Source organism: Bacillus sp. N5-665, from assembly GCF_022637375.2.
GTDB lineage: Bacteria > Bacillota > Bacilli > Bacillales > Bacillaceae_G > Bacillus_A > Bacillus_A wiedmannii.
Genome location: NZ_CP093325.1, coordinates 5,098,100 through 5,120,055, shown reverse-complemented (window position 1 = coordinate 5,120,055; position 21,956 = coordinate 5,098,100). Strand labels below are relative to the sequence as shown.

The following is a 21,956-nucleotide window of genomic DNA, read 5'->3' as shown; positions in this document are numbered from 1 at the left end:
TAAGATGAAATTGCTAACTTTAAACTGTCACTCTTGGCAAGAAGAGAATCAAATGGAAAAGATAAAATATCTTGCTAAAGTCATTCAAGAAGAAGAGTACGATGTCATCGCATTGCAAGAAGTAAGTCAGTCGATACAAGCTGAAAATGTATGCGGTAACAAGAAAGAAGATAATTTTGGGCTTTTACTATTAGCAGAGTTAAAAGCGTTACATGTAAAAGATTACAATATTACTTGGGATTTCTCTCATATTGGTTATGATGTGTATGAAGAAGGATTAGCGATTATAACGAAGCATAGTATTATAAAAGAAGATACGTTCTTTATTTCAGAAAATAAGGATACAACGTATTGGAAAACACGTAAAATTGTAAGTGCAACAATTGCTTATAATGGTAAGAACATCACGTTTTACTCTTGCCACCTCGGTTGGTGGAATGATGAAGAAGAATCATTCAAAGATCAAGTTGAGCGTTTAATGGAGCGTGTAGATAGTAATGAACGATCCTTCTTAATGGGTGATTTTAATAATAACGCCCGTTTGCAAGGTGAAGGCTATGAATATATGATACAAAAAGGTTTGTACGACACATATGAACTAGCAATAGAGAAGGATGAAGGAACAACTGTCCAAGGTGAAATTGCTGGTTGGGATGAAAATAAACATAATTTGCGAATCGATCTAATATTGTGTAACCGAAGTGAAAAAGTTCGTTCTTCAAAAGTTATTTTTAATGGTATAAACCGAAAGGTAATTTCAGATCATTTCGGTGTAGAAGTACAAGTAGATATATAATAGAAGAAATCCTCACAGATGATGAAAAGCTGTGAGGATTTTTTTGAGGAATACAAGTATTTCCAAGAGAAAATACTTGTATTTTTTATGACATTTCCTATATATTTGTTATTATTGAATGTAAAACCGGTTTGGTCATTTTGTATTCATACTTTGACTGACTTCGTTATATAATGTAGTAAGTTAAAGTTAATGGGAAAAAATAGTTCGTTTTTGGTTAATCCACGATGTAGAAAGTGATATAATTGCAAAATGTATGTATCATTTTCTAAAGAAGGAAAAATATATAATTAGGTGATAACTTCTATGAAACAAATTTGGCGTATTTATAAGACAGATTTACGGAATGTAGCTAAACATTGGGCTGCAATTGTTATTGTTTTAGGATTAATGATTTTACCATCGTTATATGCATGGTTTAACATTAAAGCTTCTTGGGATCCTTATGGAAATACGAAAGGAATCCAGATTGCAGTTTCTAACCAAGATGTTGGATCAAATTTAAGAGGGAAAGATATTAACATCGGGAAAGAAATTGTAGATTCACTTAAGAAGGACAAAAATTTTGGTTGGAAGTTTGTCGATGAAAAGCAAGCGATTTATGGGGTAGAGCGTGGAGATTATTCTGCAAGTATTACTATTCCAAAGGATTTCTCTGAAAAGATTGCAACAGTCTTGAATGAAAATCCACAGAAACCAGAAATTGATTATTACGTAAATGAAAAGGTCAATGCCATTGCGCCGAAGATTACAGCTAAAGGTGCATCGGGGCTGACAGAAGAGATTAGTAAAAACTTTGTTAAAACAGCAAACGGCGAGATTTTTGAAATCTTCAACGATCTTGGAATCGATTTAGAAACTAACTTACCGAGTATTGAGAAGGTCAAGGATCTTGTCTTTAAGTTAGAAGCGCAGTTCCCAGAAATGAATACACTTATGGATAAGGCGTTAGATGATGCGACTCGAGCAGAGGATATTGTGAAAGTAGCGCAAAAAGATTTACCTGTTGTAGAGAGTGTCATAAATGATGGACAGGAAGCATTGGCAAATTTAGATAAGTTCTTTGCAAGACAAGATCAAACATTAAAAAATGCTCCAGGGACGATAAGAAATGATTTAGTAGCAGCAAAAGGCGTTATGGATAGTGCAGCTGCATTTACTGACTTTTTAATGAATCCAGGTGTAGAATTAAATATTCCTGACTTGTCTGGAATGAATGGATTACCTGAATTCCCAGCGAGACCGGATCTTTCTAAGTTGAATAGTGATGGTTATAAGAGTATAGCGCAAAGTATTAATCAAACAGTAAATAATGTTTTAAGTTCATCACGTGCAGGAACAGCTTATGGGAAAAGTGTTTTAAATGGCTTACAAAATGGCCAATTTGACCCTGAACAAGCAAAGAAAGATTTAAATGCGGTATCAGATCGATTGCAAACTGGTACAGATGGTATTTCATATCTTATTAATTTCTTTACTGAACTTCAAAACTCAGCGACGACTGATTTTGGAATTAGCTTTTTCAAAGGGCGAGTGGATCACTTAACTAATGTTAAAAAAGGTATGGAAAATGCAAACAACGGTATTAAAGATATTGTAAATGTTATCGGTACAGGACAAGAAGTAAAGAAAGATGTAACAGATGTAGCAAATCAAAAATTAGATGCAGCAAATGGATTAATTGATCAAGCGGAAAAAGATTATAATGAAACGTTTGTAGCAGATTATAAAAAAGCAGTTAGCACAGTCGATCAAGCTAAAGCTGATGCAAATGCAGCATATGATAATGCGAAAGCAGATTACGATAAAGCAAAAAATGGCCTTGAAGGTGCAAAAGCAGATTTACAAAAGGCGAAAGAAGATGTACAAAATAGAGGTATTAACGGTTTAGATTCAACGAAAGTAGCTTTAAATAGCTTAAATGGACAATTCCAATCTGGAATCGGTTTAATTGATGATATGATTCCTGTTCTAGAAAGCACAAATAAGGTTTTAGCAGATGTAAGTAGTGATAAAAACCTTAATAATGGAATTGCAAAATTAAATAAAGCAAAAAGTAGTCTGCAAAAAGGTGTAGATGCAACGAATAAGGGAATTACACTTCTTAACAATGGACAGAAACCTACAAAAGATGTAATTGAAAGTATTAACAACGCTGCGAAGGGCGGGTCAGCTCAATTAACAGATGTATTATCGACGTATGATTCAGAAATTGTACCTAATTTCAATACAGCAATTGCTCGTACAAAAGAGATGTCGAAAAATACAACTCAAATTTTAAATGATGCAGACAAAAAGCTTCCAGATGTTAAAAAGCTACTAGAAGATTCATCAAAAGGCTTAGTAGACGGTAGAAAGAAATTAGCAGACATTAAAGCTGACATGCCGGAGACTGAGAAAAAGATTAAAGACTTAGCAAATAAAATCCGTGATTTTGAATCAGAAGAGGATATAAAAGACATCATACGCTTATTGAAAAATGATGTTGAAAAGCAAAGTGATTACTTCGCGAATCCAGTAAATTTAAAAGAGAATAAGTTATTTGCAATGCCGAACTACGGTTCAGCGATGTCACCATTCTACACAGTGCTTGCATTATGGGTAGGCGCACTATTAATGGTTTCGTTATTAACGGTAGAAGTACATGAAGAGGGCGCGAATTATAAGAGCCATGAAATATACTTTGGACGTTTATTAACATTCTTAACGATAGGTCTTTCGCAGGCATTTATCGTATCGATGGGGGATATATTCTTACTCGGTACGTACGTAGTCGATAAATTCTGGTTTGTGTTATTTAGTTTATTTATTGGCGGAGTATTTGTTTGTATCGTGTACTCACTCGTTTCTATTTTCGGAAACGTTGGGAAATCGATGGCAATCATTTTACTTGTGCTTCAAGTAGCAGGATCGGGTGGTACGTTCCCAATTCAAATGACACCACCATTCTTCCAAGCAATTTATCCGTTCTTACCATTCACATATGCAATTAGTGCAATTCGTGAAACAGTAGGTGGAATGCTTTGGGATATAGTTATTAGAGATTTACTTGTCTTAAGTGTGTTCGTAGTAGTCATTGTTATTGCTGCGTTATTACTGAAAACACCAATTAACAAATCAAGTGAAAAATTCGTTGAGAATGCAAAAGGAAGTAAAATCATTCATTAATAAAAAGGTTCCTACCGATAGAGGTAGGAACCTTTTTATTTAATCAAATTTTAATTTCTTTAATGCTTCTGCGAATGGATTATTTAATGGTTCTTCCTCTTTGTTCTGTTGTTTCATATATTTTTGGACGTCACGTTTATCAGCTTTGCTGCCGGATTCTTTTTTACGTCTCTCTTGGAATGTAGAAAGTTTCTCGCGATAGCCACATTTACATGCGAAAATTTGTCCGGCACCTTCACCACGTAATTCTAACTTCTTCTTACATTGTGGGCAACGAGCGTTTGTTGTACGAGATACATTTTTACGATGACCACATTCACGGTCTTGGCAAACGAGCATTTTTCCTTTTTTGCCGTTTACCTCCAGCATTGGTTTACCACAGTCTGGACAAGACTTCGTTGAAATGTTGTCATGTTTATATTTTTTATCACTTGATTTAATTTCAGAAACAATTTCTTTCGTATAGTTCTTCATTTCTGAAATGAATACTTCTTTTTTCAGTTTACCCTTCGCAATTGCTTCAAGCTTTTGTTCCCATTCACCAGTTAGTGTAGGTGATTTTAACTCTTCTGGAACTAAATCAAGTAACTGACGGCCTTTTGAAGTAATGTGAATATCTTTACCACGTTTTTCAAGTAAGAATGAATTGAATAGCTTGTCGATAATATCAGCTCGTGTCGCTACAGTACCTAATCCACCAGTTGATTTTAACGTGTCAGCAAGTTGTTTGTTTTGCGTATCCATATATTTTGTAGGATTTTCCATTGCTGAAAGTAAAGTCGCTTCGTTAAATCGTGCAGGTGCTTTTGTTTGACCTGATGTTTGCATAATTAACTTTACAGTTAATGTATCGCCTTTTTCAATGTGAGGTAGAAGTTGTTCTTTTACGTCATCAGTTATATCATCATCTTCAAAGCGATTTTCATATACTTCTTTCCAACCGGCATGTAGAATAGTTTTTCCACGTGCGATGAACGTTTCATTGCCAACTTTTGTGCGTAACGTTAGTTGTTCATATTCAAAGGCCGGGAATAAAACAGCTAAGAAACGTTTTACAACTAAATCATAAATTTTACGTTCTTTATCTGTGAAGGCCGAGAAGTTAACGTATCCTTCTGTCGGAATAATTGCGTGATGATCACTTACTTTACTATCATCAACAAATGACTTATTAGACTTGATAGGCTTTTGTAATACTTTATGTGCTAAAGGACGGTACTCTCCAACGCCACATGCTTTTAGACGTTCTGGAAGTGTTCCAACGATATCAGATGAAATATAGCGTGAATCTGTACGAGGGTACGTTAGCACTTTATGTTGCTCATACAATTTCTGCATAATGTTTAACGTTTCTTTCGCAGAGTAACCGAACTTTTTATTTGCATCACGTTGTAATTCAGTTAAATCGTAAAGACCAGGAGAGAATGACTTCTTCTGTTTTTTATCAATTTCCACAACAGTAGCATTATGTTTATCTAAACCTTTTACAATACCATCAATTTTTTCTTTATTAAAACTGCGGCTATTACCATTTGCATCTTGCCAAGTTAGTTTTAACTGATTCGTTGTTTGTGCTTCGATGCCGTAGTAAGTTTGAGCTTTGAAGTTCTTTATTTCATCTTCACGATTAGCGATCATAGCGACAGTAGGTGTTTGCACGCGGCCGCAATTCAGCTGGGCATTAAAGCGAGTAGTTAATGCTCGAGTCGCATTAAGGCCGATATACCAGTCAGCCTCTGAACGTGCAACTGCTGAAGCGTATAAATTGTCATATGCTTTACCTGGTTTTAAATTTGCAAAACCATCTTTAATTGCTTTATCAGTAACAGATGAAATCCATAAACGCTTAATAGGCTTCTGTATTTTAACTTTATCGATAATCCAACGTGCGACTAATTCGCCTTCACGTCCAGCATCTGTCGCTACAATAATTTCATTTACATCTTTTCTAAGTAGCTGACTTTTTACAGCATTAAATTGTTTCCCAGTTTGTTTAATAACTGTTAATTTCAAACGCTCAGGTAGCATCGGTAAATCTTCTAAATTCCACTTTTTATATTTCACATCATAGCTTTCTGGATCTGCTAATGTAACAAGGTGACCTAAAGCCCAAGTTACAATATATTTACTACCTTCAAGGTAGCCGTTTCCCTTTTTATCGCACTTCAGTACGCGAGCGATATCACGTGCAACAGAAGGCTTTTCAGCGATTATAACGCTTTTTGACATATTAAAAACATCCTTTCAAATTTCCATACGTTAACTATAGCATACATCTTCTTGAGATTCAGTTTCGCTCCATGTTTGATCGGTTTTTTGTGGAGTGAACAAAATCTGTTTGAAATCAAATGATAGCGACAGAACATAATATGCAATATGATGAGACTATGAAAAATAGATCCTTATTTATTATGCTTATTGTTTTATCAGTTTCTTCTATAATTAAATAGAAAAGTAAAGAACTTGTTATTTTAGTAGAATAAGAGTAGACTTTGAAGTAGATGAATACTAAACACATGGGAGTTTGTGGATGCAAACTGAGAGTATGACTAATCCGTCATTGACCATTTGAACCTGTTGGATAATGCCAGCGTAGGGAGAGTGTAAAAGCACATGTTCAGGCACTTTGCGTACGCGCAAAGTGCCCTTTTGTGTATCTCCCATCACAATAGTTAGGGGATGAGAAGGATGAATATGAAAGAAATTAGTAAAGTAGTGGATTTGGTGAGAGAATCTAATCCGCTCGTTCATAATATTACAAATGTTGTTGTAACAAACTTTACAGCTAACGGTTTGTTAGCGTTAGGGGCATCGCCTGTAATGGCGTATGCAAAAGAAGAAGTAGCAGAAATGGCTAGCATTGCTGGAGCGTTAGTATTAAATATGGGGACACTTCGTCCTGAAGAAGTAGAAGCGATGTTACTTGCGGGTAAATCAGCAAATGTGAACAATGTACCAGTACTGTTTGATCCAGTTGGTGCAGGAGCAACATCGTATCGAACAGAAGTTGCGAGACATATTCCGGCTGAAATTGATTTAGCGATTATTCGCGGAAATGCAGCTGAAATAGCAAACGTTATTAATGAGAGCTGGGAAATTAAAGGGGTAGACGCCGGTGCTGGAAATGGCAATGTCGTAAGTATTGCAAGGCAGGCAGCGGATGAATTAAATACAGTAGCGGTGATTACTGGAAAAGAAGATGTTGTTACAGATGGAGAGCGAGCGATTCTTATTCGAAATGGTCACTCTATTTTAACGAAGGTTACGGGAACTGGTTGTTTACTAACTTCTGTAATAGGAGCATTTGTAGCAGTAGAAAAGGATTATGTAAAGGCAGCAGTAGCGGCATTAACGTTTTATGGTGTAGCTGCGGAACTGGCAGCTGTTAAGACAGTGGAAAAGGGACCTGGTAGTTTCCAAATTGAATTTTTAAATCAGTTAGCAAATACAACTTCAGATGATATTGAGAAGTATGGGAAGATTGAGCTTATATAGTAAGGAGGGGAACTAGATGTCGCGTATTACAAAGGCTGAAATGTCTAGATTATTATCAGTATATTTTATTATGGGAAGTAACAATTGTGCGAAGGAGCCACTACAAGTATTGAGAGATGCACTTGAAGGCGGTATAACAATTTTTCAATTTCGTGAAAAGGGGGGAGGCGCTTTAACGGGAGAGAAACGTATTTGTTTCGCGAAAGAACTACAAGCAGTCTGTAAGGAGTACGGTGTACCATTCATCGTAAATGATGATGTGGAACTAGCTCTCGAGTTAGATGCAGATGGCGTGCATGTTGGACAAGATGATGAAGGAATTACTTCTGTTCGTGAAAAAATGGGAGATAAAATTGTTGGTGTATCTACCCATACAATTGAAGAAGCACGCTGGGCAATTGAAAACGGAGCTGATTATTTAGGTGTTGGCCCTATTTTCCCAACGAGTACGAAAAAAGATACGAAAGCAGTGCAAGGAACGAAAGGTTTAGCTCATTTTAGAGAACAAGAAATTATAATACCAATCGTTGGGATTGGTGGGATTACAATTGAAAATACCGCTTCGGTTATAGAAGCCGGTGCGGACGGTGTTTCTGTTATTTCCGCGATTAGTTTAGCTGAATCTCCGTATGAAAGTACGAAGAAGCTAGTAGAGGAAGTAAATAGGAGTTTGTAGGAAAAGGGAACTTCACAAAAATAGTAAAAAACATAATGGACGGTTAAAAATATTTAAACAAACGTTTGATTAAAAAAGCACAAACCCTTTAAAATTGTAGGTTTGTGCTTTTTCTTTAAAACATAATTGATATTAAGAGCATTCCAATTCCGATAGAAGTGAATGTTGCGATTAGGCCTGGAATCATAAAGCTATGATTTAAAACATATTTACCAATGCCTGTTGTACCAGTGCGATCAAAGTTAATGGCAGCAACGATCGTTCCATAGTTTGGAATGAAGAAATATCCATTTACTGCAGGGAACATTGCGATTAGTAGTGCTGGTGGAATACCGAGTGATAATCCAAGAGGCATTAAAGCACGTACTGTTGCTGCTTGGCTATATAGTAAAATAGATAGAATGAATAATGCGATGGCAAATAGCCATGGTGCACTTGTTACTAGGTGCTGAATTGATCCTTGAATCATATTTAAGTTTCCGTTAAAGAAAGTATCTCCCATCCAAGCGATACCGAAAATAGCAACAACTGCTGTTGCCCCCGCTTTAAAGACGTTACCAGACACGATGCTTTCTACATTTGGTTTGCAGAAAATAATAATAAGAGCTGCGATAGTTAACATAACCATTTCAATTGTGTTTGGCATGGAAAGACGAACTAACTTCCCGTCAACCACCCATCCTGGACGAAGTGCTTCAAATGAACCGAGAAGTACGACAAGGAAAGTTCCTACTAAGAAAAGGATAACGGATAGTTTAGCGCCTTTTAAACCAACAAATTCTTTCTTCTCTTCAATTTTAGGAATCATTCCTTCTTTTAAACGTTTCAAGTATTCAGGGTCTTCATTTAATTCTTTCCCCATTTTGCTAGCAACAAATGCAGCTACCATACAAGCGATGAAGGTAGAAGGAATACTTACTTTTAAAATATCTAATAAAGTGATTTTATAGTCAGCTAGCATTGCTAAAAGTGCAACTGTCGCAGCTGATATAGGGCTAGCTGTAATTGCTTGTTGGGAAGCGATTACGGCAATTGACATTGGTCGTTCCGGTCTAATCCCAGATTCGCGAGAGACTTCTGCGATAACAGGAAGTACAGAATAAGCAACGTGACCAGTTCCTGCGCACAGTGTAAATAAATAAGTAACAATTGGAGCAAAGAATGTAATGCGCTTTGGATTTTTTCGCAATGCTTTCTCAGCCAGATGAACAAGGTAGTCCATTCCTCCAGCAGCTTGCAGTGCACCGGCAGCTGTAATTACTGCTAAAATCATAAGCATTACATCAATAGGAGGGGCTGTAGGTTGTAAGTGGAAGACGAAAACAAGTATTGCCATACCAACGCCACCCATTACTCCTAGCCCAACTCCGCCTAGGCGTGCGCCAATAAAAATGCAGAGTAGTAACGTAAGAAATTGTAGCCAAAACATGATAAACTACCTCCGAAATTCATTAGTTAAGATATATTTGAATAATTTAATTTGAACGAAAATTAAAACAAATACTCAAAATAATCCTTGTGTTATATACATTTTTTATTATATAACACAAGAAATGTAACATTCACGAACTTTGTTAAATTATTTCGAAAAAATAATGCATTGAAACTTTACATTTGCATCTCTAAATAGGTAGACATTTTAATTTTTATGTTGTAATCTTTGATAGAGAATAATTTAATTCTCATAGAACTCCCATATCGTTCAACTCGTTCAGCGAGAAAGGCAAACTGATGGAAACATTAGGACGCAAAACTACAGGAGCTAAGGCCGAAAGGTTATGCTAGCCAGTTACCGGACGGATAGGGTTGGTCTTGACCAATGCTCTTTTCATTGGTCTTTTTTTTGTTTATAAAAAAATGAGAACCGTTATCGTTTATTAATAAGGTGTATATTTTAATAGCGTTACTTTATAGTAAGTTAATTAAGAAAGGTGATGTTAATGAGAAAATATTGGCATAAGCTATCATTTCTTCAAAAAAATGTATTGTTAACTGTGTTAGTTATTTTGACGCTTGTTGGTACTATGGGAGCGTTAAGTTTTAACATGTTTCAAAATAGTATGATGTCTATATTTGAAAGGCATTCTTTTGAAACAGGAGATACGGTATTACATAAATTAGACGAACAAATAGTGAGAGATGTTACAAAAGACCCAGTGGCACAAAGAGAAAAGAGAGAGAAGTTAACAGAGAAATTAGATGAAGCAACGGAAGAATTGAATAGTGTTGGACAAACGTATATTGTTGGAGCAAAAGAAAATGAAAAAGGTGAGCTACAAATCATTGATTTGTCTACAGGTTTAGCAAATGTTGTTGAAGTAAGGCCGGGAGAATATTATAAACAACCAGATCTTTGGATGAAAGCATATGATAAAGTAATGAGCACGAAAAAAGCAAACATGACAGTAGTATATGAAGATCTATTAGGGTCATGGGTAACGATATTAGAGCCAATTAAAGATGGAGACGGAAATATTGTGGCAATTGTTGCAGCCGATGTAGATGCTTCGATTGTTCCTATTACAAAGGAAAAATTCATTATACAAGGTTTAATGTTTATTTGTATTTCTGTTTTAATTGCAACTGTTATTCAATTCTTAATTGTGCGTAACGCACTTGCTCCATTGCGAGATTTACGTGAAGGATTACGCAAAGTCGGTGAAGGTGATTTAAGTATTAAGTTAGAGGAAAGACCAGATGATATTGGTATTATTAATTCGTATTTTAATAATACCATCGAGAAGTTTAAAGGAATTGTAGATAAAGTGAAGCAGACAGCAGAACAGGTTTCCTCATCTTCACAAGAATTGTCAGTGAGTACGAAAGAGAATAGTATGGCGGTTCAAGAAATTGTAAGTTCTATGGTTGAGTTAAGAGCTAGCGCTCAGTCACAAGAAACGTCAGTACCACAGTATTTAGGTATTGTATATGAAATGGAAGATAAGATGGAAGAGATAAAAAATGCTGCAGAACAAATGGCGAAAGAGTCTGAAGGTATGGAGCATCATTCAGTAAAAGGAAATGGTGTTATTGAAAAGACGATGAATCAAATGATTATAATACAAAATGCAGTACAAGATTTATCTTCTATTATGTATTCTTTGGAAACAAAATCAAAAGAAATTAGTGATATAGTAACTGTAATTACAGGTATTTCAAATCAAACTAATTCGTTAGCGTTACATGCTTCTATTGAAGCTTCACGTGCTGAAGCAACCGGAAAGGGATTTGCTGTTGTTGCTGATGAAGTGAGTAAATTAGCAGAGCAGACGGAAGCATCAGCAAAAGATATAGCAAAATTAATAGGGGAAACACAAGCTGAAACGAAAGAAGCTATTGTTTCAATACAAAAAGCTTCAAAAGAAGTAGAATCTGGAATTGAATTTGTTCAAAGTAGTGGTGCTTTCTTTGAAAAAAATTCAAAATCAGCACAATCTGTTACAAATCAAGTTAGAGCTGTTTTTAGCAATTCAAGTGATATATTGCAAAATAGCCAAAATATTGTTCGTGTCGTAAATGAACTATCACATATCGCAAATATGTATGCGAATAGTAGTAGTAATATTGAAACGAGTATGAAAGAACAGGAAATGTCTGTACAAGATATTGCCGAATTAGCGAGTTCTTTAAGATGGCTTTCACAGGAGTTACAAGAGTTAATTGGGGAATTTAAAAGTTAAATGAAATGATTATACATGCTTTTGTTTGTTCAATAAAATAAATCATGCTACAATGAAAACGAATTAAGGACCGGGGAGCCAATTGGCTGAGAGGATGTAAATAAACATCGACCCTCCACCTGATCTGGATAATGCCAGCGTAGGGAGTTACTTAAAGTGATGTAGCATATGTTATTCTATAATAACTTGCATACAAGGCTTTCCTACGCAGTAGGAAAGCCTTTTCTTGTTTTAAAATTTTAATTTTATAAGGGGGATTTTACTATGTCACAACAAGTTACAATGTCATTTTCAGTAGTACCACAAGCAAAAACAAAAGATGTATATTCTGTTGTTGATAAAGCAATTGAAGTTGTACAACAATCGGGAGTTCGTTATGAAGTAGGAGCAATGGAAACAACGCTGGAAGGAGAATTAGATGTACTTCTTGATGTCATTAAACGTGCGCAACAAGCTTGTGTAGATGCTGGAGCAGAAGAAGTGATTACTTCTATTAAAATCCATTATCGTCCAAGCACTGGTGTAACGATAGATGAAAAGGTTTGGAAGTACCGTGATGAATATGCAAAACCAGAAGCAATCTAAAATAATTACAACAATTTGGCTTATCCTTCTCATAGCGATATGGGAAGGATCTGTTTCATTATTTAAAATTGAACCGTGGATTTTACCGAAGCCTTCTGCCATTGTTCAAGAATTAATTGGAATGAAAGATTTACTATTACCGAATACGATGCAAACACTGCAAGAGGTTTTAATTGGACTATTCTTTGCAATTTTAATTGGGACAAGTATTGCAATTATTATGGACGTTATCCCTTTATTTCGTATTTTAATAAATCCGTTGCTTGTTATTTCGCAAACAATTCCAATCGTTGTACTTGCACCGTTATTTATTATTTGGTTTGGATATGGAATGCTACCGAAAGTAATGGTAGTAATACTCGTTTGTTTCTTCCCGATTGCGCTTAGCATTTTAGAAGGTTTTCAAACAGTAGATAAAAATATGTTGAAGTTGTTGCAAACGATGAAGGCAACGAAATGGCAAGTTTACCAGAAAGTAAAGTTTCCAGCAGTGCTTCCATACTTTTTCTCAGGTTTAAAAATTGCAGTTACATATAGCGTAATGGGAGCGATTATTGGGGAATGGCTCGGTGCCAGTGAAGGATTAGGAGTTATGCTTACGAGAGCTACAAAATCCTTTTTAACAGCCCGAGTATTTGGTGTGGCAGCAATTATTGTTATGGTGACACTATGTCTGTATTTTATCGTGGAGTTTATGGCAAGAATAACAGCACCATGGATATATAGAAAGGACGGCAGGAAATGAAAAAAGGTTTAAAAGTTATGTTGGCTGCCTTATTAGCAGTAGGTGTGGCTGGATGTAATCCGGCGAAGAAAGAAGAAAGTGCAAGTAAAGATCAAAAAGTAAAAGTAGTATTAGATTGGTTTCCAAATACGAATCATACTGGCTTATATGTAGCGCAAACGAAAGATTATTATAAAAAGCAAGGCTTAGATGTAGAAATTATTCAGCCTGGTGATAATGTGACAGCGGAGCAAATGATAGCTTCCGGAAAAGCTGACTTCGCAATAAGCGCACAAGAAAATGTAACGTTGGCTCGTGTAGAAGGTATTCCTGTTGTATCTGTCGGAGCGATTATTCAGCATAACACTTCAGCTTTTGCATCGCTTAAGAAAGATAACATGACTTCACCGAAAGATTTTGAAGGTAAACGTTACGGAGGCTGGGGAGGACCAGCAGAAGAAGCAACGCTGAAGACAATCATGGAGAAGCATCAAGCTGATTTTAATAAAGTTGAAAAAATCATCTTAGGACAAACAGATTTCTTTAAATCAATCGGTCGTGATGCAGACTTTGAATGGATATATTACGGATGGGATGGAATTGAAGCGAAGCGCCAAGGAAAAGAGTTAAATACGATTATGGTGAAAGACTTAGACCCAGCGCTTGATTTCTATAGCCCTGTTATTATTACGAGTGAAAAACATACGAAGCAAGATAAAGACTTTGTGAAAAAGTTTATGAGTGCAACGACAGAAGGTTATAATTTTGCAATTAAAGAACCGAAAGAAGCTGCTGATATTTTAATTAAAGCAGTTCCAGATGTGAATAAAGAATTAGTACAAGAAAGTCAAAAATGGTTAAGTACGAAGTATCAAGATGATGCAAAAGCGTGGGGAGTACAGAAGGAAGAAGTTTGGACGAATTACATGAATTTCTTATATGATAACAAAGTTATTAAGAAGAAAATTGATGTGAAAGATGCCTTTACAAATGAGTTCCTTCCAAGTGAAAAATGAGTGGATTACAAATAAAAGAGATTGTAAAAGCTTTTGATGGAAAGAATGTATTGGCAAATATTAGTGCTTCTATACGAGAGGGAGAGTTCGTTTCCTTTGTAGGACCGAGTGGTTGCGGGAAAAGCACATTATTAAATATGATTGCAAATGTTGAAAGCCCAACAAGTGGGAATGTAACGTATAAGGATAGGCACGTACAAGAGCAAGATGTTGTAAGTTATATGCCGCAACAAGATTTATTATTACCTTGGCGATCAGCTTTGCAAAATATAGTTCTTCCATTGGAAATCGAAGGGAAACCGAAAAAACAAAGGCTGACAGAGGGAATGGAAGCATTAAAGCAATTTGAACTAGATGAATATGCAGACCATTATCCAGATGAATTGTCTGGTGGTATGCGTCAAAGAATTAGTTTTTTGCGCACATATTTATGTGAAAAGCCAATTATGCTACTTGATGAGCCTTTTGGAAAATTAGATGCCTTTACAAAAATGGAAGTACATAGCTGGCTTTTAAACTCTTGGCACCAAGAGAAGCAAACAATCGTTATGGTTACACACGACCTAGATGAGGCAATCTTGCTTTCAGATCGCGTATTTATTTTATCTCAAAGACCAGCCTCAATAGTTGGTGAGGTACAAGTGAAATTACCTAGACCGAGAACGATGGATATGTTAACATCACTTGAGTTAAAGAAGGATAAGGAAGAAATTCTGAGAGTATTAGCTCCTTATATGAAAAAATAGAAAAAGTCTTTTAACAGTTTTTGGTATAATTACTGTTAAGAGGCTTTTTTATATAGGGGGAGAAAGATGAAATCTATAGAGAAAATAGTTGATTCATTAACGCCGGACAATCTTGAAGAAGGAAAGTCCTTATTAAAAAATCATATTTTATTAATGAAGTATGGTATGGAACATCATGAATTAAAAGAAGAAGAGATGTCAGAAGTTTTAAAGTGGGTTCAAGGCCGGAATCAATTGAGAGAAGATGTTCCAGAATTACGCGATTTACATTTAATTAAAAAGTTTCAAGTGGTATTAGATGAATTTATTCATTCTATAATTTCAAATGGTTATGTGGAAGATGCGGTAGAAGTTTTAGAGAGTGTATTAAAAAGTATGGGAGCAGTCGCTCATATTGTAAAAATTATGTTTGTTGGCAAAAGAAAAGTTAATAGAAATTCTTTAGAAATGGTAGAAGAGTTAAAACGAGAGTGCTACAACTTAATGGAACAGCGTGCTGCTGTCGGGTTGCATGCTCAAATCTTTCATGTTTTAGGTTTTGTTCATTCCATTCAGTTTGATTTAGAAGAAAGGTCGCAGGAACATGGACGAACTGTAATAGGCCTTTTAACGGATTTTAAGACGAAGGAATTGAAATCTGTACAACAATTTCAAAACGAAGAACATATTCCAGAAGTGAAAAATATGGTTAGTAAAGAGTATGGGGTAGAACTACAAAGAAGAATTTATATTTGGAAATCGTTAACGCTCATCTTTACAAGTCCATATGCATTAGAAAAGATGTATAAAGAAATTTACGCAGAAAATGAAAAAGCGGAGAAGGAACAAAAGAAAAAATAGAGAATAGAATATAACAGAGTAGTTTATACTCTTAATATAACAAATGTTAAAGGAGTGAAAGGATAAAATGACTTTATCAACTGTTCTTCAAATGGTTTTAGCTTGATGCGGGAGAAGTCTGCCCATTTTTAACGATTAAGCTAAATTGAAGACAGCAGGTAAAGAACCTTAATCCTTTTTTACTATAATATGTAATGGGTAAGGTGTATTCACCTTACCCATTTTATATATATACAATTAAATAAGGCTTTATACTGTTGCTCTCTCTATTTAGCTTATGAACTATAAGTAGAGGAGAGAAAAAAATGAGTATATTAACAGTAGAAAATGTAAGTCATTCGTATGGTGAGAAAACCATTTTATATAATGCGTGTTTTCGACTATTAAAGGGCGAGCATGTTGGGTTAGTTGGGAAAAATGGAATTGGAAAATCAACATTGTTAAGGATTTTAACAGGAGAACTTATACATGATGACGGAAACATTGAATGGTTTCCACATGTGAAGATAGGTTTTTTACAGCAGCATATGGATTTACAAGAAGGAATAACAATTGAGGGATACTTACAAAGTGCATTTTCTAATTTGTATGCGGTTGAATGTGAAATGTTAAAAATTGCTGAAGAAATGAATGGAGCAGGAGAAATAGAACGACTGTTAGTAAAGTATGGAGAATTACAAACTATATTGGAAAGTTCTAATTTCTATCAAATTCATACAGAAATTGAAGAAGTAGCAATCGGTTTAGGTTTATTTGAAATCGGGCTTAAAAAGGATGTTTCACAGTTAAGTGGAGGACAGCGAACAAAGTTATTACTTGGGAAGCTCCTTTTAGAAAAAGCTGATGTTTTATTGCTAGATGAGCCAACAAACTATTTAGATACAGCCCATATAGAATGGTTGCAATCGTATTTGAGACTGTATGAAAAAGCTTATGTGATCATTTCACATAACGAAGTATTTTTGAACAGTATTACAAATGTTATTTATCATCTAGAAGAACGGAAAGTGAAGCGGTACGTAGGAAGTTATGAAAAATTTGTGCAAAGTTATCAATTGCAAAGGAAACAATTACAATCGGCGCATGCGAAACAACAAAAAGAAATTGCTCAGTTAGAAACATTTATTCAAAAAAATAAAATTCGAAAAGCGAAACAGGCCAAAAGTCGAGAGAAAGTATTGGAGAAAATGCAAAGGATTGAAAAGGTTAATCATGTACCTCGATCCCGTTTTGATTTCAATGTTTATGAGGAGCCAGTTAGTCGCATATTACAGGCTGAAAAACTAAGGATAGGATATAGTTCTCCGTTATGTCCAGAATTGAATTTGCAAGTGAAAAAAGGAGAAAAGATAGCGATTGTTGGTCATAATGGAATTGGAAAAACGACAATGTTAAAAACGTTATTAGGTCAAATAAAGCCGCTAAGCGGTTCAATTTCTGTTGGAGAACGAGTAAATCCTGCTTATTTTGCGCAGGAAGAGTTTGCTTTAGAAACAACACCATTAGAAAAAGTTTGGGCAGAACGACCAGATATGACAAAGAAAGAAGTACGCCAAGCATTAGCAAAGTGTGGATTGAAAGAAGAACATGTATTAAAACCTATTCGTTTATTAAGCGGCGGGGAACAAACGAAAGTACGTTTATGTGAACTTATCGTAACGAAAAGCAATGTTTTAATTTTAGATGAACCGACTAATCATTTGGATATAGAAACAAAGAAATCTTTGCAGGAAGGATTACAACAATATAAAGGAACAGTTTTACTTGTCTCACATGAGCCGTCTTTCTATGAAGCATGGATAACAAAAGTATGGAATATAGAAGAATGGGATGCTGAACGATATGAATAAAGAAAAGGCATTAGCTTGTATAAGCTAATGCCTTTTCTTTGTGATTAACATGATTTTCGAGAACTCTTACATGAGAATTGTATGAAGAAGCACTCTTATGGTGCGCTTATAAGCGTGCTTTTTCTTATGTTATGTTTATATTTAGATGCCTTTCCCTAACAGGCGACTATCTTTCTTTATATATATAGATAGTTTGAAATGGAATAAAAATAATTCCTATATGTAAAAGATAATGTGATTAGTATAGGAAGACAATAGAACTTAAAGGAAATTCATGTAAAATTCAGATGAACTTCACATGAACTTCATATTAGAAACTAAATATGATTATAATAGGTTATTGTAATATCGATTTGTGATTTTTCATAAAATTAAAAGTTTGAATTTAGGATAGAGCACTCAAACCTAAATTCAAACTTTAGTGAAATAATTAATGGAGGTTACGCTTAGTTTTCGCTAATGGATGCATTTACAAGTTCGGCGGGAGTGCCTGTTCCTGCTCCTCCGATTGTAATCGATCCACCAGGAAGAATTTCACCATTCCATCCTGCATTCGTAATTACGTAATGATTATTTATTTTACTACTAATTTTAGAATCCCAAACTTGTGTTAAATTGCCGTTATAATCAAATTCTAATTTCCAGTTTTTAATAGGGGTCGTTCCGCTATTTTTAATTACAATCGAGAAGTTGTAACCACTTCCCCAATTTGAAGTGACTGAAAAGGTAGCATTGCTATTTCCACCAGGAGGTGTTGTGTTAGCTTCATCTGTTTTTACAAGAATGGAAGTAGGCTGTGATTTATTCCCAGCAGCATCCTTTGCTAATACTGAAAAGGTGTATTCTGTATTAGGTTTTAAGTTTTTAATTGTAATACTATTTGTTGTTGTACTCCATTTCTCTTCTCCGGCAGTAATTTCATACTCATTAACTCCTACGTTATCAGTAGATGCAATCCAGTTTAATTGAACTAAGTTTGAATTTTTATTTGTAACAGCAATATTTTTTACGTTTGTTGGTGGTTCAGTATCTTTTTGAGTAATAGGTCCACCAAGTAATTCTTTTACTAGCGTATCAAGTAATTTTGGCCCACTACAACTATATTTTGGACTTGTACGGCAATCCCCGCTTATTTCCCAAAACATTGCGCCACTTAAACCCTTTGTCTTTATATAGTCTGTTTTATATTTCATAGATTCGTTGTCATCATAGCTAATAAACGTGCCTGTAGTCGCATTATATAAATAAGGTACTTTCGCTACATCGTTCCAGTGGCGAACAAAACCATTTTTATTAACATAATTAGCTGCTAAATCACCATAATCGTACACACCTGTGTCACCGGTAGAATAATCATCCCAAGTACCTTTAGAAGCGAGCTTTCCGTCACTACCTGGTTTACAAGGTTGGTATTGCCCATTATTTTCTTTTCCGCAACTTTTCCATCCACGTCCGTAAAAAGGTACACCTAATACGAGTTTATCCGCTGGAACCCCTTCATTTGTATAAATGTCTATCGCACCATCTACGTAAAATTTCGTATCCGCCGCTGGGTCATTTGGATCTTTGTATAGTGCTGCATTATGGTTAGAAGTAGCTTCCCAGCCACCGTGGAAATCATATGTCATAATATTAATCCAATCCAGTATTTGAGAGGTTTTCTTTAGCTCTGTATGATCCGCATAACGTTGGCTTGCACCTGACGCGATTGTTAGTAAATATTGTTTCCCATCTTCTGCAGTAGCTTTCGTTAATGCATTTCGAACATCTTGAAGGAGTAGGGTGAAGTTTTGTTTATCTTCAGGACGATAACTACCACCAGGAATCGTTTCAACACCCGGGTATTCCCAGTCTAAATCAACGCCGTCAAATCCATATTCGCGAAGAAAAGCTACTGTAGATTCAGCGAATACTTTTCTTGTTTTTTCATCAGCGGCCATATCAGAAAAACGGTTAGACCAAGTCCAGCCACCAACGGAAATAATTGTTTTTAAGTGAGGATACTTAGCTTTTAATCGTTTCAGTTCTCCGAAATTTCCACAACGGGCGTATTTATCACAATCTTCCCAAGTAGTACCTGATCCCGGATAAGATTTTGTGACATCAGCCCATGGTTCACCGAGTACGAGAGTGCCATTAGGAACCTCTTTATTTTGCAGTGGTACACCAGACTCTTTACAGTTCCACGTTTGTTTATTTGGATTATCGGGGTGAGTAGAAGGGTTTCCATGTTTTCCATTCCAGCAAATATCAGCGAAAGCATAGTTTAAATGAGTTAGCTTTGATGCATCAATGTCTGCAACTTGATAATTACGTCCGTAAATGCCCCATGAAGGAAAATACCCAACAATTTTTTGACCTTGCTTTGGTGAATCTGCTAATGCAACATTTGGAGTAATAAAGTTTGTGAGAAAAAGAGGTAAGAAGAGTAGTAGAGATAGTAATAGCAGTGTGAATTTTTTTGAGCTCATAGTCATTTCTCCTTTCAAAATAAAAGATATATTTAAAGGCATGCGCCAATAAACCAAAGTGAATCTAGACGTATGAAACGTCTAGATAAAGTGAAACTTTAATCAGTGGGGGGGCTTCATCCCCCACTGATTATTAGTTGAACCAATCGGACTTTTATGGGCAGTTGATCCCCCACCTAACTTCTTTGCTTTCGCTAAATTTTGAGGTGGGGGTCTTACTGCCCATTAAAGCGGGATAAAAATGATAAGACATCACGAAGTCTATACAAGGGAGCTGGGGGTGATTAAATCGTAGCAAATGTAAGATTTAGTGTAAACGCTTTATTTGATTCGGAAAGATTTTCTCAATATGAAATGGCTCTAACACAGACTACACATGAAAATAAAATATTGATTAGGGAGGAAAAGGCTCCTTGTAATTAAATTTGAGAAAAAATTGTATAAAGTCAATTTGTAAAAGCGTAGCAAGATGAGAAAATATCATGTAAAATAATAGTAAAAATATGTAAAGGAGCGAATGGTGTGGATGTCTTTTTGAACATTGCTGAAGAAAAAATTCGACAAGCAATACGGAATGGAGACCTTGATCATATTCCGGGAAAAGGAAAACCACTACAATTAGAAGACCTTTCAATGGTACCTCCAGAACTTAGAATGAGTTACAAAATCTTAAAAAATGCGGGTATGATTCCACCAGAAATGGAACTACAAAAAGATATATTAAAAATAGAAGACTTAATTGCGTGCTGTTATGATGAAGTAGAGAAAAAAGAATTACAAGAAGAGTTAACAGCAAAAACGCTGCGTTTTCAGCAGGTAATGGAAAAGAGAAAGATTAAAGATAATTCAGCTTTTCGTATGTATCAGGATAAAGTGAAACTTTAATCAGTGGGGAGGTTCATCCTCCACTGATTATTAGTTGAACCAATCGGGCATTTACGGGCAGTTGACCTCTCACCTAACTTCTTTGCCTCAGCTGGATTTTGAGGTGAGAGTCTTACTGCCCCGTTATGCGGGGTAAAGTATTTCTTAAATTACGCTAAGAGGGATAAGATGAATACATTTGAAACGATAGAAGAATTAGCGACATATATTGAAGGACAACAATTAGTACTGCTGTTTATTAAAACGGAAAATTGTGGTGTTTGTGATGTTATGCTAAGAAAAGTAAATTGCGTATTAGAGAATTATGATTACGTAGAGAAAGTAGAAATATTACTACAAGGCATGCAAGAGATCGCGGGGCGATATGCAGTATTTACAGGACCAACAGTTTTATTATTTTATAATGGAAAAGAGATCCTTCGTGAATCACGCTTTATTTCACTTGAAAATCTAGAAAGAACCATTCAATTATTCGAAGATTAAGGGAGGTTTTTATATGGAATTTATTATTGTCATACTATTATTTGTTGTAGTTGGAACAATTGTAACAGCAGTTCGATCGAACAAAAAGAAGGTAAATCTTACGAAACAAAATAACATTCATAATTCATCTAACAACTCATCACCATTATTTTTCTTTGCTGGATCTGATAATGATAGCTCGCATGGAGGTTCACATGATTGTGGAGGATCTTTCGGTGGAGATAGCGGAGGCAGCTGCGATGGTGGCGGAGGTGGCGGTGATTGATGAAAATGCGCCTTATATAGGCGTATTTCTTTTTAAACAAACGTTTGATTAGTTGGCTTACATATGCATAACAACAGTTAAACAAACGTTTGATTAATATTTTTAACGTACTAAGGGGAATAGAAATGAAAAGGGAACCGAAAGTGAAAAATAAGGGGAAAGTAGTGTTATTTTTATTAGCTGCAGGAGGCGTATTTCTTATTAAATTAGGATTTAAAATTGGAATAATACATATGATTCGAACGTGGTTTGAAAGTACGTTTTCTTAAATAAGGA

Annotated in this window: 18 protein-coding genes and 3 riboswitches; of the genes, 15 read left to right on the top strand and 3 right to left on the bottom strand. The window is 35.4% G+C overall.

Annotated elements, in window-relative coordinates:
• The first annotated feature begins 4 nt into the window (after positions 1 to 4).
• Together MNO09_RS28845 and MNO09_RS28840 are read left to right on the top strand one after the other, a co-directional pair.
• Positions 5 to 796 (top strand): endonuclease/exonuclease/phosphatase family protein, encoded by a 792-nt coding sequence (locus MNO09_RS28845; RefSeq protein WP_000772004.1) that lies wholly within the window; start codon positions 5 to 7, stop codon positions 794 to 796.
• A 306-nt stretch (positions 797 to 1,102) separates the two neighbouring features.
• Positions 1,103 to 3,964: a YhgE/Pip domain-containing protein gene (locus tag MNO09_RS28840; RefSeq protein WP_000810107.1), complete on the top strand. Its 2,862-nt coding sequence runs from the start codon at positions 1,103 to 1,105 to the stop codon at positions 3,962 to 3,964.
• A 39-nt stretch (positions 3,965 to 4,003) separates the two neighbouring features.
• Here MNO09_RS28840 and topB read toward each other — a convergent pair whose 3' ends face one another.
• The gene (gene topB, locus MNO09_RS28835; protein ID WP_000047265.1) at positions 4,004 to 6,193 is read right to left on the bottom strand and encodes a DNA topoisomerase III; all 2,190 of its coding nucleotides are present in this window, start codon (positions 6,191 to 6,193) and stop codon (positions 4,004 to 4,006) included.
• A 277-nt stretch (positions 6,194 to 6,470) separates the two neighbouring features.
• Positions 6,471 to 6,580, top strand: a riboswitch (TPP riboswitch).
• A 72-nt stretch (positions 6,581 to 6,652) separates the two neighbouring features.
• On the opposite strand from topB, the gene thiM reads away from it, so the two are divergent.
• Both thiM and thiE read left to right on the top strand, forming a co-directional pair.
• On the top strand, positions 6,653 to 7,459 hold the full coding sequence (thiM, locus tag MNO09_RS28830) for a hydroxyethylthiazole kinase (protein WP_001056108.1): 807 nt from the start codon (positions 6,653 to 6,655) through the stop codon (positions 7,457 to 7,459).
• Positions 7,460 to 7,475: 16 nt separating this feature from the next.
• The gene (thiE, locus tag MNO09_RS28825) at positions 7,476 to 8,135 is read left to right on the top strand and encodes a thiamine phosphate synthase (RefSeq protein ID WP_000087092.1); all 660 of its coding nucleotides are present in this window, start codon (positions 7,476 to 7,478) and stop codon (positions 8,133 to 8,135) included.
• 115 nt (positions 8,136 to 8,250) lie between these two features.
• Here the strand turns inward: thiE and MNO09_RS28820 are convergent, their stop codons facing one another.
• Complete coding sequence (locus tag MNO09_RS28820) at positions 8,251 to 9,564, bottom strand: anaerobic C4-dicarboxylate transporter family protein (protein WP_000498714.1); 1,314 nt, start codon at positions 9,562 to 9,564, stop codon at positions 8,251 to 8,253.
• Between the two features lie 283 nt (positions 9,565 to 9,847).
• A riboswitch (cyclic di-GMP riboswitch) is annotated at positions 9,848 to 9,932 on the top strand.
• Positions 9,933 to 10,075: 143 nt separating this feature from the next.
• Between MNO09_RS28820 and MNO09_RS28815 the strand changes: the two genes are divergently transcribed.
• The 7 genes from MNO09_RS28815 to MNO09_RS28785 all read left to right on the top strand — a co-directional run bounded on the left by MNO09_RS28815 (position 10,076) and on the right by MNO09_RS28785 (position 17,576).
• Positions 10,076 to 11,815, top strand: coding sequence for a methyl-accepting chemotaxis protein (locus MNO09_RS28815; RefSeq protein ID WP_001234176.1), 1,740 nt, complete (start codon positions 10,076 to 10,078; stop codon positions 11,813 to 11,815).
• Positions 11,816 to 11,876: 61 nt separating this feature from the next.
• Positions 11,877 to 11,978, top strand: a riboswitch (TPP riboswitch).
• A 101-nt stretch (positions 11,979 to 12,079) separates the two neighbouring features.
• Positions 12,080 to 12,400: an MTH1187 family thiamine-binding protein gene (locus MNO09_RS28810; RefSeq protein ID WP_000082904.1), complete on the top strand. Its 321-nt coding sequence runs from the start codon at positions 12,080 to 12,082 to the stop codon at positions 12,398 to 12,400.
• Positions 12,372 to 13,145, top strand: a complete 774-nt coding sequence (locus MNO09_RS28805; protein WP_001057159.1) for an ABC transporter permease — start codon at positions 12,372 to 12,374, stop codon at positions 13,143 to 13,145. Before MNO09_RS28810 ends, MNO09_RS28805 begins: the two co-directional genes overlap by 29 nt.
• Positions 13,142 to 14,140, top strand: coding sequence for an ABC transporter substrate-binding protein (locus tag MNO09_RS28800; protein ID WP_000715558.1), 999 nt, complete (start codon positions 13,142 to 13,144; stop codon positions 14,138 to 14,140). Before MNO09_RS28805 ends, MNO09_RS28800 begins: the two co-directional genes overlap by 4 nt.
• Complete coding sequence (locus tag MNO09_RS28795; RefSeq protein ID WP_000016075.1) at positions 14,137 to 14,886, top strand: ABC transporter ATP-binding protein; 750 nt, start codon at positions 14,137 to 14,139, stop codon at positions 14,884 to 14,886. The genes MNO09_RS28800 and MNO09_RS28795 overlap by 4 nt, the downstream gene beginning before the upstream one ends.
• 66 nt (positions 14,887 to 14,952) lie before the next feature.
• On the top strand, positions 14,953 to 15,726 hold the full coding sequence (locus MNO09_RS28790) for a hypothetical protein (RefSeq protein ID WP_000835390.1): 774 nt from the start codon (positions 14,953 to 14,955) through the stop codon (positions 15,724 to 15,726).
• 305 nt (positions 15,727 to 16,031) lie between these two features.
• Entirely contained in the window at positions 16,032 to 17,576 is a 1,545-nt protein-coding gene (locus MNO09_RS28785; protein WP_000025963.1) for an ABC-F family ATP-binding cassette domain-containing protein, read from the top strand.
• Between the two features lie 446 nt (positions 17,577 to 18,022).
• On the opposite strand, the gene MNO09_RS28780 is transcribed toward MNO09_RS28785, so the two are convergent.
• Positions 18,023 to 20,047: a glycosyl hydrolase family 18 protein gene (locus tag MNO09_RS28780; protein WP_000095625.1), complete on the bottom strand. Its 2,025-nt coding sequence runs from the start codon at positions 20,045 to 20,047 to the stop codon at positions 18,023 to 18,025.
• Positions 20,048 to 20,569: 522 nt separating this feature from the next.
• On the opposite strand from MNO09_RS28780, the gene MNO09_RS28775 reads away from it, so the two are divergent.
• From MNO09_RS28775 to MNO09_RS28760, 4 genes are all read left to right on the top strand, one after another.
• A complete protein-coding gene (locus MNO09_RS28775; RefSeq protein ID WP_000382357.1) occupies positions 20,570 to 20,932 on the top strand; it encodes a DnaJ family domain-containing protein in 363 nt (120 codons plus the stop codon).
• A 168-nt stretch (positions 20,933 to 21,100) separates the two neighbouring features.
• Positions 21,101 to 21,415: a thioredoxin family protein gene (locus MNO09_RS28770; protein ID WP_001091217.1), complete on the top strand. Its 315-nt coding sequence runs from the start codon at positions 21,101 to 21,103 to the stop codon at positions 21,413 to 21,415.
• A gap of 13 nt (positions 21,416 to 21,428) precedes the next feature.
• Positions 21,429 to 21,680 carry a hypothetical protein gene (locus tag MNO09_RS28765; protein WP_000394367.1) on the top strand — a complete coding sequence of 84 codons (252 nt, stop codon included), beginning with the start codon at positions 21,429 to 21,431 and terminating at the stop codon, positions 21,678 to 21,680.
• 125 nt (positions 21,681 to 21,805) lie between these two features.
• The gene (locus MNO09_RS28760) at positions 21,806 to 21,949 is read left to right on the top strand and encodes a hypothetical protein (RefSeq protein WP_000817980.1); all 144 of its coding nucleotides are present in this window, start codon (positions 21,806 to 21,808) and stop codon (positions 21,947 to 21,949) included.
• Positions 21,950 to 21,956: the final 7 nt, after the last annotated feature.

Excerpts from the sequence above, each read along its gene's own strand:
- thiE (WP_000087092.1), top strand. The coding sequence starts at position 7,476 with ATGTCGCGTATTACAAAGGCTGAAATGTCTAGATTATTATCAGTATAT.
- MNO09_RS28810 (WP_000082904.1), top strand. The coding sequence starts at position 12,080 with ATGTCACAACAAGTTACAATGTCATTTTCAGTAGTACCACAAGCAAAA.
- MNO09_RS28845 (WP_000772004.1), top strand. The coding sequence starts at position 5 with ATGAAATTGCTAACTTTAAACTGTCACTCTTGGCAAGAAGAGAATCAA.
- thiM (WP_001056108.1), top strand. The coding sequence starts at position 6,653 with ATGAATATGAAAGAAATTAGTAAAGTAGTGGATTTGGTGAGAGAATCT.
- MNO09_RS28785 (WP_000025963.1), top strand. The coding sequence starts at position 16,032 with ATGAGTATATTAACAGTAGAAAATGTAAGTCATTCGTATGGTGAGAAA.
- MNO09_RS28795 (WP_000016075.1), top strand. The coding sequence starts at position 14,137 with ATGAGTGGATTACAAATAAAAGAGATTGTAAAAGCTTTTGATGGAAAG.
- MNO09_RS28770 (WP_001091217.1), top strand. The coding sequence starts at position 21,101 with ATGAATACATTTGAAACGATAGAAGAATTAGCGACATATATTGAAGGA.
- MNO09_RS28780 (WP_000095625.1), bottom strand. The coding sequence starts at position 20,047 with ATGAGCTCAAAAAAATTCACACTGCTATTACTATCTCTACTACTCTTC.
- MNO09_RS28815 (WP_001234176.1), top strand. The coding sequence starts at position 10,076 with ATGAGAAAATATTGGCATAAGCTATCATTTCTTCAAAAAAATGTATTG.
- MNO09_RS28790 (WP_000835390.1), top strand. The coding sequence starts at position 14,953 with ATGAAATCTATAGAGAAAATAGTTGATTCATTAACGCCGGACAATCTT.
- MNO09_RS28760 (WP_000817980.1), top strand. The coding sequence starts at position 21,806 with ATGAAAAGGGAACCGAAAGTGAAAAATAAGGGGAAAGTAGTGTTATTT.
- MNO09_RS28805 (WP_001057159.1), top strand. The coding sequence starts at position 12,372 with ATGAATATGCAAAACCAGAAGCAATCTAAAATAATTACAACAATTTGG.
- topB (WP_000047265.1), bottom strand. The coding sequence starts at position 6,193 with ATGTCAAAAAGCGTTATAATCGCTGAAAAGCCTTCTGTTGCACGTGAT.
- MNO09_RS28840 (WP_000810107.1), top strand. The coding sequence starts at position 1,103 with ATGAAACAAATTTGGCGTATTTATAAGACAGATTTACGGAATGTAGCT.
- MNO09_RS28820 (WP_000498714.1), bottom strand. The coding sequence starts at position 9,564 with ATGTTTTGGCTACAATTTCTTACGTTACTACTCTGCATTTTTATTGGC.
- MNO09_RS28765 (WP_000394367.1), top strand. The coding sequence starts at position 21,429 with ATGGAATTTATTATTGTCATACTATTATTTGTTGTAGTTGGAACAATT.
- MNO09_RS28800 (WP_000715558.1), top strand. The coding sequence starts at position 13,142 with ATGAAAAAAGGTTTAAAAGTTATGTTGGCTGCCTTATTAGCAGTAGGT.